The sequence below is a fragment of the Streptosporangium sp. NPDC049644 genome (assembly GCF_040675205.1).
Lineage (GTDB): Bacteria > Actinomycetota > Actinomycetes > Streptosporangiales > Streptosporangiaceae > Streptosporangium > Streptosporangium fukuiense.
In genome coordinates, this window is sequence record NZ_JBFAOJ010000075.1 from 34,124 (window position 1) to 50,034 (window position 15,911).

General features: G+C 68.7%; 14 protein-coding genes. 10 read left to right on the forward strand and 4 right to left on the reverse strand.

The features are described 5' to 3' along the window. Window positions 1-46: 46 nt before the first annotated feature. Window positions 47-835 carry a serine/threonine-protein kinase gene (locus tag AB0J58_RS32130; RefSeq protein WP_364222902.1) on the forward strand — a complete coding sequence of 263 codons (789 nt, stop codon included), beginning with the start codon at window positions 47-49 and terminating at the stop codon, window positions 833-835. A gap of 96 nt (window positions 836-931) precedes the next feature. On the opposite strand, the gene AB0J58_RS32135 is transcribed toward AB0J58_RS32130, so the two are convergent. Further along, window positions 932-1,531: a TetR family transcriptional regulator C-terminal domain-containing protein gene (locus AB0J58_RS32135; protein WP_364222905.1), complete on the reverse strand. Its 600-nt coding sequence runs from the start codon at window positions 1,529-1,531 to the stop codon at window positions 932-934. Window positions 1,532-1,615: 84 nt separating this feature from the next. Between AB0J58_RS32135 and AB0J58_RS32140 the strand changes: the two genes are divergently transcribed. Further along, on the forward strand, window positions 1,616-2,530 hold the full coding sequence (locus AB0J58_RS32140; RefSeq protein WP_364222908.1) for a PfkB family carbohydrate kinase: 915 nt from the start codon (window positions 1,616-1,618) through the stop codon (window positions 2,528-2,530). A gap of 67 nt (window positions 2,531-2,597) precedes the next feature. Further along, window positions 2,598-3,821: an aminotransferase class III-fold pyridoxal phosphate-dependent enzyme gene (locus AB0J58_RS32145; RefSeq protein ID WP_364222911.1), complete on the forward strand. Its 1,224-nt coding sequence runs from the start codon at window positions 2,598-2,600 to the stop codon at window positions 3,819-3,821. A 9-nt stretch (window positions 3,822-3,830) separates the two neighbouring features. Here the strand turns inward: AB0J58_RS32145 and AB0J58_RS32150 are convergent, their stop codons facing one another. After that, a complete protein-coding gene (locus AB0J58_RS32150; protein WP_364222913.1) occupies window positions 3,831-4,937 on the reverse strand; it encodes a GNAT family N-acetyltransferase in 1,107 nt (368 codons plus the stop codon). Between the two features lie 159 nt (window positions 4,938-5,096). On the opposite strand from AB0J58_RS32150, the gene AB0J58_RS32155 reads away from it, so the two are divergent. The 4 genes from AB0J58_RS32155 to dop all read left to right on the forward strand — a co-directional run bounded on the left by AB0J58_RS32155 (window position 5,097) and on the right by dop (window position 10,979). Further along, window positions 5,097-5,966, forward strand: a complete 870-nt coding sequence (locus AB0J58_RS32155; protein ID WP_350919231.1) for a tRNA (adenine-N1)-methyltransferase — start codon at window positions 5,097-5,099, stop codon at window positions 5,964-5,966. Window positions 5,967-6,171: 205 nt separating this feature from the next. Then, window positions 6,172-7,935, forward strand: a complete 1,764-nt coding sequence (arc, locus tag AB0J58_RS32160; RefSeq protein ID WP_030904572.1) for a proteasome ATPase — start codon at window positions 6,172-6,174, stop codon at window positions 7,933-7,935. 284 nt (window positions 7,936-8,219) lie between these two features. Next, on the forward strand, window positions 8,220-9,377 hold the full coding sequence (locus AB0J58_RS32165; RefSeq protein WP_364151536.1) for an acyltransferase: 1,158 nt from the start codon (window positions 8,220-8,222) through the stop codon (window positions 9,375-9,377). An 87-nt stretch (window positions 9,378-9,464) separates the two neighbouring features. Beyond that, on the forward strand, window positions 9,465-10,979 hold the full coding sequence (gene dop, locus AB0J58_RS32170) for a depupylase/deamidase Dop (protein WP_343961180.1): 1,515 nt from the start codon (window positions 9,465-9,467) through the stop codon (window positions 10,977-10,979). A gap of 109 nt (window positions 10,980-11,088) precedes the next feature. Here the strand turns inward: dop and AB0J58_RS32175 are convergent, their stop codons facing one another. Both AB0J58_RS32175 and AB0J58_RS32180 read right to left on the reverse strand, forming a co-directional pair. Further along, window positions 11,089-11,973 carry a serine/threonine-protein kinase gene (locus AB0J58_RS32175; protein ID WP_364222916.1) on the reverse strand — a complete coding sequence of 295 codons (885 nt, stop codon included), beginning with the start codon at window positions 11,971-11,973 and terminating at the stop codon, window positions 11,089-11,091. 212 nt (window positions 11,974-12,185) lie between these two features. Further along, complete coding sequence (locus AB0J58_RS32180) at window positions 12,186-12,980, reverse strand: serine/threonine-protein kinase (RefSeq protein WP_030904564.1); 795 nt, start codon at window positions 12,978-12,980, stop codon at window positions 12,186-12,188. A gap of 328 nt (window positions 12,981-13,308) precedes the next feature. On the opposite strand from AB0J58_RS32180, the gene AB0J58_RS32185 reads away from it, so the two are divergent. From AB0J58_RS32185 to prcA, 3 genes are all read left to right on the forward strand, one after another. Continuing rightward, a complete protein-coding gene (locus tag AB0J58_RS32185; RefSeq protein WP_030904562.1) occupies window positions 13,309-13,518 on the forward strand; it encodes a ubiquitin-like protein Pup in 210 nt (69 codons plus the stop codon). Between the two features lie 644 nt (window positions 13,519-14,162). Next, window positions 14,163-14,981 (forward strand): proteasome subunit beta, encoded by an 819-nt coding sequence (gene prcB, locus AB0J58_RS32190; RefSeq protein WP_364222931.1) that lies wholly within the window; start codon window positions 14,163-14,165, stop codon window positions 14,979-14,981. A 25-nt stretch (window positions 14,982-15,006) separates the two neighbouring features. Beyond that, window positions 15,007-15,810 carry a proteasome subunit alpha gene (gene prcA / locus AB0J58_RS32195; protein WP_364222919.1) on the forward strand — a complete coding sequence of 268 codons (804 nt, stop codon included), beginning with the start codon at window positions 15,007-15,009 and terminating at the stop codon, window positions 15,808-15,810. Window positions 15,811-15,911 lie beyond the last annotated feature (101 nt).

The following is a 15,911-nucleotide window of genomic DNA, read 5'->3' on the forward strand; positions in this document are numbered from 1 at the left end:
GTGGGATGTCGTCGCGAACGTTGCGCAGGCATGGAGGGAGACCGTTGTGGAAGGTATCGCCGATTACGAGTTCATCCGGTCACTGGGAGCCGGTAATCACGGTGAGTTCTACTTGGCGAAAAGGCCCGAGCGGTTACCCATCGAGGTGGATCTGGTCGCGGTGAAGGTGGTGGGGGGTACGGGGAACGACGCCTTCCGCCGGGCCACGAGAGAGTTGAAGGCGTTCGCCGCGGTGCGCTCCCCGTATCTGGTGCGGCTCTACGACGCCGGCCAGCAGGGCGGGGTGTTCTATTACTCGATGGAGTACCTGCCGGACGGCTCGCTGGCGCATCCTGCGGAGCGGCCGTCGCGTGAGCGGGTGCTGCGCTCGATCGCCTGCGTCGCCCACGCGGCGCAGGCACTGCATGAGGAGGGCATCGTCCACCGCGACATCCGCCCCGGCAACGTGCTGCTCGCCGACGGCGGGGGCAAGCTCTCCGACCTGGGCCTGTCGCAGGTGCTGACGCCGGGCGTGACGGTGACCGGGATGGGGGACATCGGTTCGGTGGAGTTCACCGACCCCACGCTGCTGCAGGGGGAGACGCCCACCCCCGCGGGCGACGTGTGGTCGCTGGGCGCGACGCTGCACTGGGCGGTGAGCGGCGTCGGGCTTTACGGGGAACTGCCCACCCACGACCCGCTGCTGACCCTGCGAAAGGTGTACAGCACGCCGCCGTCGATCGATCCGGGGTTGGAGCCCGAGTTGTCGGATCTGGTCCAGGCATGCCTCGGCGACGTGGCCAAGCGGCCCACCGCGAGAGGGGTGGCCGACCGGCTCTACGCCCTGCTGGCCTGAGCTTCCGCCCGTGCCCCGGACCGGGACCTCGGCTCCCTGAGCGTACGTGCCGGGAGCCGAGCGGGCACGGGGGGCGAGCGGGTACGGGACCGGGCGCTACGCGCCGGTGGGACGCAGGCGGTCCAGTTCGGCGTTGAGCACTCGCTCCAGGCGCGCGGTGCCGACCCTGTCCGGATAGAGCAGGCGGTGCACGCTCAGCCCGTCGACCAGGGCGAGTAGCCGCTCGGTCACGTCGTCGAGGTCTTCGGTGGTGGAGATCTCCCCACCGGCGACCGCGGCGCCGAGCAGGCTGCGCACCAGGTAGCGCAGCTCCTCGGCCTCGGCGCGTTGCGCCTCCAGCATCGCCGGGCTGGTCATGCTGCGACCCCAGAAGCCGACCTCCAGCCCGCTCTCCCGGGTGCGCTCCTCGTCCAGTGGCAGGTTGTCGAGGAGGAGCTCGCGTAGCGCCGCCAGCCCGGTGAGGCCGGCCAGCTTGCCGCGCAGGCGCTCCACGATGCGCCGGTGCGAGGAGCGCAGCGCCGACAGCATGATGTCGTCCTTGTCGGCGAAGTAGTGGGTCAGCACGCCGTTGGAGTAGCCGGCCTCCTTGGCGATCGCCCTGGTCGTGGCGGCCTCGATGCCCTCGCGCAGGATGATGCGGCGAGCGGCCTCGATGACCTCCTCGCGACGCTCCCCATGATCGACGATCTTTGGCAACTCGGTTCCCTCCCGAACGGAATCCGTTGACATTGTAGTCGGTCGCCCGTCTATTATCCGCTGAAGACATGAGGAGGACTCGCTATGACCGTCGTAGCCCTCGGGGTGCACATCGTGGACGTGCTCGCCAGGCCGGTGGAGTCGATTCCCGCCGGGCAGGACACCCACCTGCTGGAGCAGATCCGCGTCACGGCCGCGGGTGCCGCGGCCGCGACCGCCGTCGACCTGGCCGCGCTCGGTGTCCCGGTGGCCTCGGTGGGGGCGGTCGGCGACGACGAGCTCGGAGACCTGCTCGTCATGATGATGGGGCGGCGCGGCGTCGACGTGACCGGGGTGGTCCGCAGGCGGGGAGAGCAGACGGCCGCCTCGATCCTGCCCATCCGCCCGGACGGCGGGCGCCCGTCCTTCCACGTCCCCGGAGCCAACCTGGGCCTGGTGGTCGCCGACGTCGGACGCGAGCGGATCCTCGGCGCGCGCGTCGTGCACCTGGGGGGCATGGACGTGACCTGGGGTCTGTACGACCCCGCCTTCTTCGCGCTGCTCGACGAGGCGCGCGCGGCGGGCACGATCATCACAATGGACCTTCTGTCTAATATGCCGGACCTCATGCAGGGGGTTCGGAGCTTTCTCCCGCACGTCGACTACCTTCTGCCCAACGAGGAGCAGGCACTGCTGATGAGCGGCGCGGGCAGTGCGGAGGAGGCCGCGCTGGCCCTGCTGGGGGAGGGGCCCTCGGCGGTCCTGGTCACGCTCGGTGCGGACGGAAGTCTGATAGCCGAGGCGGAGGGCGTCACCCGCGTTCCCGCCCTCGACGTCGAAGTGGTCGACACCACGGGGTGCGGTGACGCCTACTGCGCCGGGTTCATCGCCGGTCTGGTCGACGGCCGTGACGTGGCCGGCGCGGCACGGCTCGGCACCGAGCTGGCCGCCCGCGTCGCGGGCGGCCTGGGGTCGGACGCCGGCCTGGACGGGGCGCGCGCACTACGTGAGGAGAAGTGATCCCGCCGCTCGCGGCCGGGTACGGCAGCGAAGCGCACGAACCGATCCGGATCTGAAAGGACGCCGCATGTCCATCGACGCCAGACTCAGGGAGCGGGCCGCCAAGGTCGTCCCCGGCGGCATGTACGGCCACCTCAACGCGGCCCTGCACGGCCCCGCCTACCCGCAGTTCTTCGTCGGCGGCGAGGGTTGCCGCCAGCGGGACGCCGACGGGCGCGAGTACGTCGACCTCATGTGCTCCTGGGGTCCCGTCGTGCTCGGCCACCGCCACCCCGCGGTCGAGGCCGCCGTCACGGCCCAGCTCGCCGTGGGCGACTGCCTCAACGGCCCCGGCCCCGTCTATGTGGAGCTCGCCGAACTCCTGGTGGACACCGTCCCGCAGGCCGACTGGGCGATGTTCTCCAAAAACGGCACCGATGCCACCACCCAGGCCCTGATGGTGGCCCGCGCCGCCACCGGCAGGACTAAGGTCCTCATGGCGCACGGCGCCTACCACGGGGCCGACCCGTGGTGCACGCCCAGTACGGCGGGGACCACCCCCAGCGAGCGCGCGGACCTGGTCGAGTTCACCTACAACGACCTCGCCAGCGTCGAGGCCGCCGCGGCGCAGGCGGAGGGCGATGTCGCCGCGATCATCGTGACGCCGTTCAAGCACGACTCGTTCGAGGACCAGGAACTCGTCGCCGCGGAGTTCGCCCGGGGGGTGCGGGCGCTGGCCGACCGGATCGGCGCCGCCCTGGTGATCGACGACGTGCGCGGTGGCTGGCGGATCGACCTCGGCGGCTCCTGGGAGCCGCTGGGCGTGCGCCCCGACCTGTACGCCTTCAGCAAGGCCATGGCCAACGGCCACCCGATCGCCGCCGTCACCGGGGTGGACGCCCTGCGGGGACCCGCCCAGACGCTCTACTCCACGGGTTCCTTCTGGTTCAACGCCGCTCCGATGGCCGCGGCCAAGGCCACCATCGAGACGCTGCGCGACATCGACGGCATCGCCCTGATGGAGCGCGCGGGCACCCGCCTGCGTGAGGGCCTCGCCGCCCAGGCCGCCTCCCACGGCTTCACGGTCAACCAGACCGGCCCGGTGCAGATCCCCTGGCTCTCCTTCGAGGGGGACGCGACCCTGGACAAGGGCATGTTCTGGGCGGCGGCCTGCCTGCAGGAGGGCGTCTACCTCCACCCGTGGCACAACTGGTTCCTGTCCGCGGCCCACACCGACGCCGACATCGACCGGGTGCTGCAGGGCACCGACGCCGCCTACGCCAGGCTCAGGGCCCACTTCGGCGCCGACTGAACGCGGCCCCTAGCGTGGGGCGTCCCGCAGCCGGTACCACTGCAGGTCGTCCAGGCGGGTGCCGTCGGGGCCGGGCAGCAGCCCGCGCAGCAGTGCCTCGCGGGTGAAGCCCGCGCGCTCCAGCACGCGCTGCGAGGCGATGTTGGCGGGGGAGGTGCCCGCGATGATCCGGCTCAGGGAGGTGTGCTCGAAGGTCCAGTCGACCAGCAGGTTCACCGCCCTGGTGGTGAAACCCCTGCCGCGGAACGCCGGCAGCAGGCTGTAACCCGTCATGGCCTGCCCCAGTGGCGGGATCACGTTGGAGAGCTGGATCTCCCCGGCGAACGCGCCCGTCGCGGCGTCCGCGATCACCGCCTCGACCCCCCGGCCGGCCAGCTGGTTCGCGCCCGCCGTGCGGCACCGCTCCTCGACGTCCTCGGCGCTGTGGGGCTCGGGCGGGACGCTGTACCTCACGACGTCGGGCAGGTTGCGCAGCGCCAGGTAGTCGGCGGCGTCGGCGGGAGTGAGCGGCCGCAGCCGTACGACCCCGTCGGTCAGCGAGCCGCCGGGGAAGTCCGGCAGGAGCGGCGCCACGCGCTCGCCGGAGTCGCCCCGCAGGCGTGCGAAGGACACCAGGTCGCGGCGGGTGCCGTCACGCTGCTGCTCGGCCCCGCGTCGCACGCCCTCGCGCTGGAAGCCGGCGGCCAGGGCCACCCGCTGGCTGGCCAGGTTCTCCACGTCGGCGAGGAGTTCGACGCGTTCCACCCCGTGGCCGAAGGCCCATCCGGCCAGCGCGGCGGCGGCGGCCGTGGCCACCCCCCGGCCCCGCGCCCATGGGGCGACCAGGTAGCCGATCTCGTTGGTGCTCCGCAGGCGGGAGGGCTTGAGGCCGATGTTGCCCAGCCACTCGTCCGTCTCCGCGTCCGCGATGGCGAACGCGGCTCCCCCGGCCTTCCAGTCCTCCTCGGCCACCTCCAGGTACTGGAGCGCGTCGTCCCGGGTGTAGGGCACGGGCACCAGGGGGAGGAAACGGACGATCTCCGGGTCCGCGCAGGCGCGGACGATCGCTTCGGTATCGGCGGGGGAGAGCGGCCTCAGCACGACGGGGCCTGCCGGAACCACATCTTGGGGAAACATGCGACAACAGCTACCAGTTCTCCTATAGCGGGGCTAACTATTTTACGGATCGTAGCTCTCCGTCTGTTACGGACAGTCGTGTCCCTCTCCCCCTGCTCGATCGCCGCTCCCGGATCGAGGCGGGATCGGCCGCGGTCGCGCGCCGTTAACCTTGCGGTCATGGGTTTTCGCAGGCATGGGCCGTTTCAGGCCGGGGATCAGGTTCAGCTCACCGACCCCAAGAACAAGCGTCATACGGTGACGCTGAAGGAAGACGGCGTGTTCCACACGCACAAGGGCGGGATCCCGCACAGTGAGCTGATCGGCCGGCCCGAGGGCTCGGTGGTGCGTTCGTCCGGGGGCACCCAGTATCTGGCGTTCAGGCACCTGCTTCAGGACTACACGCTCTCCATGCCGCGCGGCGCGGCGGTCATCTACCCCAAGGACTCGGCGCAGATCGTGGCCATGGCCGACATCTTCCCGGGTGCCCGGGTGGTGGAGGCGGGGGTCGGCTCCGGCGCGCTCACCTGCTTCCTGCTGCGCGCGGTGGGTTCCGAGGGCACCGTCACCTCCTACGAGCGGCGCCAGGACTTCGCCGAGATCGCCACCAAGAACGTGGAGAAGTTCTACGGCGGCCCAATGTCGCAGTGGCGTCTGGTGGTCGGCGACTTCGTCGCGGACCTCGACGAGAGTGACGTCGACCGGATCATCCTCGACATGCTCGCCCCGTGGGAATGTGTGGACGCCGCGGCCAAGGCGCTCACCCCTGGCGGTGTGATCTGCTGTTATGTCGCGACCACAACCCAGCTGTCGCGTACGGTCGAAACTCTCCGGGAGCACGGGAGTTTCACCGAGCCCCATGCGTGGGAGACCCTGGTTCGTGACTGGCATGTCGAGGGGCTGGCTGTGCGGCCCGACCACAGGATGGTCGGCCACACCGGCTTCCTGGTCACGGCCCGTCGCATGGCCGACGGGGTGACGCCGCCACCTCGACGTAGACGTCCGGCGAAGGGTGCACAGGGTGAGGAGTCCACGTCTTCCGCCACATGATGACGATTCGGCCACGACGGTCCGTGAGGGAGTGACACGAGAGCGGACCTTCGTGTTCTTATGCTTCTAGTACTAAAAGCACCAAAAGGGATTAATCATCGCGCACTTAATGTAGTCATACGAACACTGCTCAGCCAGGTAAGGGACAGCCCTTAGATGGGTAGGGTTTCGAGTAGTCGGTCTCGACTGGGAAGGAGGTGACGCCGTGGCAGCTCGCGACGACGCTGAGGCTCGAGCCGCGCAGCGCGAACGGGAGGTCGCTGACCTCACAACACAGGTCTCCTTCCTGCAGGAGGAGATCACCGTGTTGCGTCGGAAGCTGACGGAGTCTCCCCGGCAGGCCAGGATCCTTGAAGAGCGTCTCCATGACTTGCAGGCGAACCTCGCGGCCGTAACCGGCCAGAACGAGCGTCTGGTGGCCACCCTCAAGGAGGCCAGAGACCAGATCGTCGCCTTGAAGGAGGAAGTAGACCGGTTGGCGCAGCCGCCATCCGGGTTCGGCGTGTTCCTCGAAACCAGAGAAGACGGCACGGTGGAGGTTTTCACCGGGGGCCGCAAACTCAGGGTGAACGTCAGTCCGGCGGTGGACGTCGACTCGCTGAAGCGCGGCCAGGAGGTCATGCTCAACGAGGCGCTCAACGTGGTCGAGGCCCTCGGTTTCGAGGAACTCGGCGAGATCGTGATGCTCAAGGAGCTTCTTGAGGATGGCCAGCGCGCCTTGGTGATCTCGCATGCCGACGAGGAGCGGGTGGTGAAGCTCGCCGAGTCGCTGGTGGGCCAGCCGATCCGGGCAGGCGACTCCCTGTTGCTCGAACCCCGTTCCGGCTACGTCTACGAGCGCATCCCCAAGTCCGAGGTCGAGGAGCTCGTCCTGGAGGAGGTGCCCGACATCTCCTACGAGGAGATCGGCGGGCTGATGCGGCAGATCGAGCAGATCCGGGACGCCATCGAGCTCCCGTACCTGCACGCCGACCTCTTCCGTGAGCACAAGCTCCGCCCACCCAAGGGCGTCCTGCTCTACGGACCGCCCGGCTGTGGCAAGACGCTCATCGCCAAGGCCGTCGCCAACTCCCTGGCCAAGCAGGTCGCGGAGAAGACCGGCCAGTCCGGAAAGAGCTTCTTCCTCAACATCAAGGGGCCCGAGCTTCTCAACAAGTACGTCGGTGAGACCGAGCGGCACATCCGCCTGGTCTTCCAGCGGGCCCGGGAGAAGGCCTCCGAGGGCACCCCGGTGATCGTGTTCTTCGACGAGATGGACTCGATCTTCCGGACCCGAGGCTCGGGCGTCTCCTCCGACGTCGAGAACACCATCGTTCCCCAGCTCCTGTCGGAGATCGACGGCGTCGAGGGCCTGGAGAACGTCATCGTGATCGGCGCCTCCAACCGTGAGGACATGATCGACCCGGCGATCCTGCGGCCCGGCCGCCTGGACGTCAAGATCAAGATTGAGCGGCCGGACGCCGAGGCGGCCAGGGACATCTTCTCGAAGTACCTCATCGCGGAGCTCCCGCTCCACTCCGAGGACCTCTCCGAGCACGGCGGGAACCGCCAGGAGACCATCTTCGGGATGATCCAGCGGGTCGTCGAGCGGATGTACACCGAGAGCGAGGAGAACCGCTTCCTTGAGGTGACCTACGCCAACGGGGACAAGGAGGTCCTGTACTTCAAGGACTTCAACTCCGGCGCGATGATCCAGAACATCGTCGACCGCGGCAAGAAGATGGCGATCAAGCAGTTCCTGGAGACCGGGCAGAAGGGTCTGCGGATCCAGCATCTGCTGGCGGCCTGCGTGGACGAGTTCTCCGAGAACGAGGACCTGCCCAACACCACCAACCCCGACGACTGGGCCCGCATCTCCGGCAAGAAGGGCGAGCGGATCGTCTACATCCGCACCCTCGTGACGGGCAAGCAGGGCACCGAGGCCGGGCGTTCCATCGACACGGTGGCCAACACCGGTCAGTACCTGTAACGGCGGCACGCGTGCCGATCGACGGCGCGACCTCCCCCGGGAGGCCGCGCCGTCGGCGTCTCGCCAGGTTTTTGCCCAGCTTTGCTATGTTTTGCGGCTTTAAAAGAATTTTGTCGCTTTTTTGCCCTTTGTTGCTCGTATTCGGCGGTGCGGATCCGTCCCCATCCGTACCTTCGGTCACATCCGTCCCGAAAGCGATCGGAAATCAACAGCCGTCACAGGGAACCCGAATGATCGAAGCGCCGTCCAAGTGGCGTGCGTGAACATTCCGGCCCGGCCGCCAGGTGACCGGCACGGGGTCTCGCGAGGCGCTTCGGGGAAGCGGCCGCCTCGCCGAACTCGACCTCCTGCGCTTCGCCGCCGCCATGGCGGTGCTCGCCTTCCACTACTTCATCGCCTTCGCCTCGGTGTGGGGCGACCGTCCCGCCAAGTTGTTCCCGGCGATCTCCACGATCTCCGGACTCGGCATCCTCGGTGTCGAGCTGTTCTTCATGATCAGCGGTTTCGTGATCCTGATGAGCATCTGGGGCCGGGGGCTGGGGGCGTTCGCCCTCTCCCGGCTGGTGCGGCTCTTTCCCGCCTACTGGGTCAGCGTGGTGGTGACCGCCGCGGTCTACGGGCTGACCGCGGCCACGGCCCTGGACCCCAAACTCAGCCTCGGCGAGTACGGAGTCAATCTCACCATGCTTCAGCGGGCCTTCGGCGTCTATGACGCCAACGGTGTCTACTGGTCGCTCTGGGTGGAGCTCCGCTTCTACGTGCTGATCTCGATCCTGGTGATCACCGGGGTCACGCTCAACCGCTGCCTGGCCTTCATGGGCGTCTGGCTCCTGGCCGCGGGTTTCTTCGCGGGAAGCGATGAGGCGTGGGTCGAACTCGTGATCATGCCCAAGTACGCGGCCTACTTCGTCGGTGGCATGGCGTTCTTCCTGATGACCAGATTCGGTCCCAGGCTGGTCCTGTGGTGTCTGGCCGGGATCAGCGGCGGCCTGGCCGTCAGCGCGGCGCTCGATCGGGTGGCCGGGCGGGTGGAGAAGGTCGGCTACGCCGCGATGCCCGTGCCCGACTGGGCCGTCGTCGCCACGGTGGTCGGCTTCTACGTACTCATGGCGATGGTGGCGCTCGGCTGGCTGCGTCGGCTGCGCTGGCGCGGCCTGGTGGTCCTGGGAGCGCTCACCTACCCGCTCTACCTCTTCCACACCGCGGCCGCCGTCCTGATCGTCCCGGCCCTGCGGGACACGCTGCCACCGCCGCTGACCGCTCTGGTCACCGTGCTGGCCGCGATGGCGTTCTCCTACCTGGTGTACCGGGTGGCCGAGCGTCCCCTCCAGGAGTTCGTCAAGTCGAGGAGGCGCGGGAAGGCCGGACAGGCGTCGCCCGCACAGCCTCCCGGGTTCTCCTCGATCCCCCTCGCAACGGGCGAAAAGGCTTCGGTGCCATAACTGTCCGACCACCGGGCATAGTGAAGGGTCTAGGGTCGGGAATAGATACCTCGGAGAGAAACAGTCCCTGATGAACAGAGGGTGCGCATGACGGTACGGCGGGTGATGGGCATCGAGACCGAATACGGCATCTCCGTGCCCGGACAGCCGGGGGCCAACGCGATGGTGACCTCCTCTCAGGTCGTGAACGCCTATCTGGCGGCCTCGGCGGCCAGAGCGCGGCGCGCGCGATGGGACTTCGAGGAGGAGAATCCGTTGCGCGACGCGCGGGGGTTCGACCTCGCGCGGGAGGTGGCCGACCAGAGCCAGCTGACCGACGAGGACCTCGGCCTGGCGAACGTGATCCTCACCAACGGGGCCCGGTTGTACGTGGACCATGCCCACCCCGAATACTCCACGCCCGAGTGCACCAACCCTCGGGCGGCGGTGATCTGGGACAAGGCAGGCGAGCGGGTGATGCACGACGCGGCGGTTCGCGCCTCGGCGATGCCGGCCAACGCCCCGATCCAGCTTTACAAGAACAACACCGACAACAAGGGCGCCTCCTACGGCTGCCACGAGAACTACCTCATGCGCCGGGCGACCTCGTTCGCCGACATCGTCAGGCACCTGACGCCGTTCTTCGTCTCCCGGCAGGTCGTCACCGGCGCGGGCAAGGTCGGCATCGGCCAGGACTCCCGGGGTGAGGGCTTCCAGATCAGCCAGCGGGCCGACTTCTTCGAGGTCGAGGTGGGCCTGGAGACGACGCTCAAGCGGCCGATCATCAACACCCGGGACGAGCCGCACGCCGACCCGGAGAAGTACCGCCGCCTGCACGTCATCATCGGTGACGCCAACATGTCGGAGATCTCGACCTACCTGAAACTGGGATCCACCGCGCTCGTCCTGGCCATGATCGAGGACGGGTACTTCACCCGCGACCTCACCGTGGACAACCCGGTCCAGGCGCTGCGCGCGGTGTCGCACGATCCGACGCTCAAGTACGAGATCCCCATGCGCGACGGCCGCAGGCTGACGGCGGTGCAGCTCCAGATGGAATACCTGGAACTCGCGCGCAAGTACGCCGAGGAACGCAGCGTCAACGGCATGGACGAGCCCACCAAGGACGTCCTGGAGCGCTGGGAGTCGGTTCTCACCCGCCTGGCGGACGACCCGATGCAGCTGTCCAGGGAGCTCGACTGGGTGGCCAAGCTGGAGCTCCTGGAGGGTTATCGCACCCGCGACGGTCTTTCCTGGTCGCATCCGCGCCTGCAACTCGTCGACCTTCAGTACTCCGACATCCGCCCTGACCGAGGGCTCTACAACCGGCTGGTCGCCCGGGGGCGCATGCAGCGCCTGGTCACCGAGGAAGAGGTCCAGAGGGCTGTCGAGGTGCCGCCCAACGACACCCGCGCCTACTTCCGAGGCCGCTGCCTGAGCCAGTACAGCGAGTCGGTGGCCGCGGCCTCCTGGGATTCGGTCATCTTCGACATCCCCGGCCGCGAGTCGCTGCAGCGTGTGCCCACCCTTGAGCCGCTGCGCGGTACCAAGGCCCACGTGGGCGAGCTGTTCGACCGCTGCCGTAGCGCCGCGGAGCTGGTGACGGCGCTGACCGGCGAGTAGTGACGCTTCGCGAGGGGGAGGCTCCCGGCCGCCTCTCCCTCGATCCGAGGTCCATGCGGAAGCGGCGGTCCGGCCCGATGGCGATCCTGGCCGGAAGCGTGCGTAGGCGCTACGCGTAAGCGTCCGGTGGCAGCCGGGCCGCGGGCAGTCGCGGCCGGGCCAGAGCCACGCCCTCCGCGTGCAGGACCGCCGACAGCATGCGACCCGCCTGGCCCATGCTGATGCGGGCCGCCGGGTCGCGCCGGAGCAGCCCTTCCAGGACGGGACGCAGCGCTCCCGCCCGTACCATCGCCTCCGGGTTCCTGCCGGCGGCCGGGCCATGGGGCGTCGGGCGGTGACCGGAGCGCGGTGGCCGGCCCTCCACCGCGAAGTACAGGCTCGCCCCGAACGACCACAGGTCGCCCGCCGGGGTCGGCAGGCCGCCCCGTAGCCGTTCCGGCGCGATGAAGGCGGGAGCATGGGTGAGCGGCAGGGTCGTGGAGGTGCCCGAGTCGCGGTGCAGCGCCGCGATTCCGAAGTCGGCCAGCACCACCCGATCACCGGTCAGCAGGATGTTGCGCGGGTTGATGGACCGGTGCAGGACGCCGGCCCCGTGCGCGTGGCGCAGCCCGCCCAGCAACTGGAAGCCGATCCACGCCACCCAGTGGATCGGCAGGTGGCCCATGTGCCGCACCGTCTCCTTGAGCGTGAGGGCCTCCAGCAGCTCCATGACGATCCAGAGCCGTCCGTCCTCCTCGAGCAGGTCATGCACGGAGATCACCGCCGGATGGTTGAGCCGCCCGGCCGAGCGGGCCTCGCGCAGGGCTCGCCGCCGCGCGTCACGCATGTCCGCCCCGTATTCGCCGAACCGCGGCTGGATCTCCTTGATCGCCACATTCCGCCTGAGCAGGGAATCATGGGCACGCCACACAATGCCCATGCCGTCCTGCCCGATCGGCGAGGTCAGGTGATAACGATCACCCAGTGGACGTGCCTTCTCTGCGCCTGTTCCCATGAATCACCCGTTGCACATAGAAGCCGGGCCCCTCAGCTGATTCATATTTTCACCTGGAACGGTGCACTATATGGCTACTTATGGTGATTAAGTGTAACAATTTAGTCGCGCAGGCATGGTGGAATTTTGTTTCGCGTCCTTAAATCCCTGTTTTGTATTCAGAGAAACTGCCCAGAAGCCGGTGGGTGTGCCGGAAAACGCCGGGACACGCGTCAGGCCGCGCTGAAGCAGCGCACGTCCTCCAGCATCTTCGACGTCCGCTCGGCACTCAGCCGAGCCCGTGGATCCTTGCGCAGCAACCCTCGCAGCACGGGTTCCAGGGCGCCCGCCCGCTTCGGTGCGCGCGGCGGCTCCCGCAGCGCCGCCACCAGCGACGCCATCGAGTTCACCGTACGGAACGGGGTCCTGCCCTCCACCGCCATGTAGAGCGTCGCGCCGAACGACCACATGTCCGCCTCGCGGGTGCCCCCCCTGCCCTGCAGCGCCTCCGGCGCGATGAAGGCCGGCGTGCCCCGCATCGAGGTCGTGGCCGCGCCCTCCGGTGCCGCGAACCCGAAGTCGGCCAGCACCACCCGATCACCGGTCAGCATGATGTTGGCCGGCTTGATGTCGCGGTGGATCACTCCGCCGTCATGCGCGTGCCGCAGCGCGTCAAGCAGGCGGCACCCCATCGCGGCCACCAGGTCGACCGGGAGCGGGCCCGCCTGCACGAGCGTGTCGTGCAGCGTGAGGGCTTCCAGGAACTCCATGACGATCCAGAGGCGCTCGGCCTCCTCGGTCAGGTTGTGCACCGTCACGATGCCACGGTGGCTCAGCCGTGCCGCCATCCGCGCCTCCCGGACCACCCGCCGCCGCTGCTCGGCCGCGGCGGGTCCAGGTGGCAGGGGTATCTCCTTGAGGGCCACCTCTCGCTCCAGAAGCAGGTCGTATGCGCGCCAGACGACGCCGGTCGCCCCCTGGCCGACGCGGGAGACGAGCTTGTACCTGCGCGCGATGATGGTGCTCACCCCTCAATGATCGCAGTTTTCAATCCGATAGGCCTACTTGGAACGTTCCCCACCTTCCCGTGGGCGCCGGATAAGCCCCGATTCGAGGGTGATGGTGGTCACACAGGGCCGACCAGGGCGGTGGCCTGCCCGAGTCGGGCGGCATCTCGTCCAGGAGAACGGGCCGGAGGGGGTTTGCCGTGGAGCCCCTGGGGAGGTTTCCTGGCGGGAGGTACCCCGGGACGGAGCAGGGGAGCTCCCGTAAAGATCGCGGGACGATCCGCGCGCAATGTCGTCCGGTTCGGGGAAGATATGAGTCAGATGCGTCCCCCAGGCGGAGGTGCCACAGATGGCAAGTAAGGACACCGGCGGCCAGAAGCAGACCGGCCGTACCGACAAGGAAGTCGAGGAGACCGCCGCGGCGGAGACCTCCGACGTCCAGGAGCGTCACGAGAAGCTCTCCGACGACGTCGACGCGATCCTCGACGAGATCGACGAGGTTCTTGAGGAGAACGCGGAGGAATTCGTTAGGAGCTACGTGCAAAAGGGCGGAGAGTAGGGGGCCGCGCGGGAAAAGCCGGCGTGGAGCGGCCGGAGGGTTCCACCGGCCGCGAATATCGCCGGAGATGACGGGCGGCCAGGCCGTAGGCCGAATTCAGCCGTGACCGAGCACGACCAGATGGACTGACTTCTCACCGCAGGCCCTGTCGCGACCGGATGAAGAGGGCAGGCGAAGTCAAGAACCACGGCGGCGAGCGCGGCTACCGGCGAAACCGGGCCATGGCATCACCGAGAGACGTCATCGAGGCCGACGTCGGTCGGGTGTTCGCCGAGCGAGGTGGCTTCCGCTCGATCCACCGGGCGGGAGAGCGGAGCAGCGGGAGGAGGGGGCCCGGGCACCGGGTGGGTCTCCGGCCCGCCCGCCCGCCCGGAGGCGGGCCGCGCGGCTCGCGCCCGGCGTCGACACCAAGGTTCGCCCGCCCGCGCGCCCGGAGGCGGGCCGGGGAGCGGGCATGTCGCGAAGACTCGGCCACTACACGGATGTAGTCGCCCGTAAAGATTCAAAAGCCCGGCGGAGGTGGGTTCGCGCTGAGCTGATCCAGGGAAGTGCAAGCAGGACGGCAAGATGAGTAAGGTCGGGCCTTAAAGGACCGCACCTTTGGAGGGAGTCGCGTGGGATCGCACAGGGACCTGCCCGCCGGCATGGTGAACCATATCTTTACCGACACCGGGAGCTCCTCGTTCACCGAGTTCGTCAGGTCCCATTCGCCGGACTTGTTGCCTGGCCGTAACGAGACCCTGGCGACCCCGGTGGGTGACCAGATCCCGCATGCCACCACGATCGTCGCGGCGATATGCGCCGGTGGCGTGGTGATCGCGGGAGACCGCCGGGCGACCTCGGGAAACATCATCTCTCAGCGTGACATGGAGAAGGTGTTCCGCACGGACGACTACTCGGGCATGGGCATCGCGGGGGTGGCGAGCGCCGGGATCGAGATGGCCCGCCTCTACCGGGTGGAACTCGAGCACTACGAGAAGCGGGAGGGCCGCACACTCTCGGTGGCGGGTAAGGCAAACCGGCTCGCCACGATGATCCGCGGCAACCTGCCGATGGCGATGCAGGGACTCGCGGTCGTGCCGCTCTTCGCCGCCTACGACCCCGATGTCGACGGTGGCCGGATCTTCAGCTACGACGTGGGCGGTGGCCCCTACGAACAGCACCAGCACCATGCGATCGGGTCCGGCTCGATCTTCGCACGGGGTGCGCTGAAGAAGCTCTACCGCGAGGGCGCCTCGCCCGAGGACACCGTGCTGACGCTGATTCACGCCCTCTACGACGCGGCCGACGACGACTCGGCGACCGGCGGCCCCGATGTGATCCGCAAGATCTGGCCCGTCGTCGCGGTGATCACCGCCGACGGATACCGCCGACTTCCCGACGAGGAGGTGGGTGAGTTCGCCCGGGCCGTGATCGACGCCAGAACGAACTTCCCCGACGGCCCCATCGCCCCGCTGCGTTAACACGAGAGGATCACCCCAGGTGTCCATGCCTTTTGGATATGTCTCGCCCGAGCAGCAGATGCGAGACAAGGCGGACTACGCGCGCAAGGGGATCGCGCGGGGCCGTAGTGTCGTCGTCCTGCAGTACGAGGACGGCATCCTGTTCGTCGCGCCCAACCCGTCCCGCGCCCTGCACAAGATCAGCGAGATCTACGACAAGATCGGCTTCGCCGCGGTGGGCCGTTACAACGAGTTCGAGGCACTGCGCCTCGGCGGCATCCGCTACGCCGACATCAACGGCTACACCTACGCCCGTGACGACGTCACCGCCCGCGGCCTGGCCAACCTCTACGCGCAGAATCTCGGCCAGATCTTCACCGAGTCGCTGAAGCCGTTCGAGGTGGAGATCGTGGTCGCCGAAGTCGGTGACTCCTCCGAGGAGGACCACATCTACCGGCTGACCTTCGACGGCTCGGTCTTCGACGAGGCGGGTCTGGTGGCCATGGGCGGCCAGGCCGAGGCGGTGGCCGGCCGGCTCAAGGAGCACTACCGCGACGGCCTGTCGCTGGCCGAGGCCCTGGAGGCGGCACTGTTCGCCCTGACCGAGCCGGGCGGCGAACGCTTCCCGGCGAGCCAGCTGGAGGTCGCGGTCCTGGACCGGAACCGGCCGCATCGCAAGTTCCTGCGGCTCAGCGGCCCGAGGCTGGAGCGCCTGCTGTCCGACGGGGCCCCCGCGGCCGAGGCGGCCGCCCAGCCCGCCAAGCAGGAGAGTCCCCTTTCCGCGCCCGAGACGCCCGGTGCCCCGCCGACCGCGCCCGACGGCGACATCGACACCGGGGCGAGCGGCTGACCGGGGCCGACGACCGACCATGGGACACCGAGAGCGCCGCCCCCCCCGGGGCGGCGGGCGCGGGGGGTGCGGGTGCACTTGCCCGTCTGGCGACCGAACCC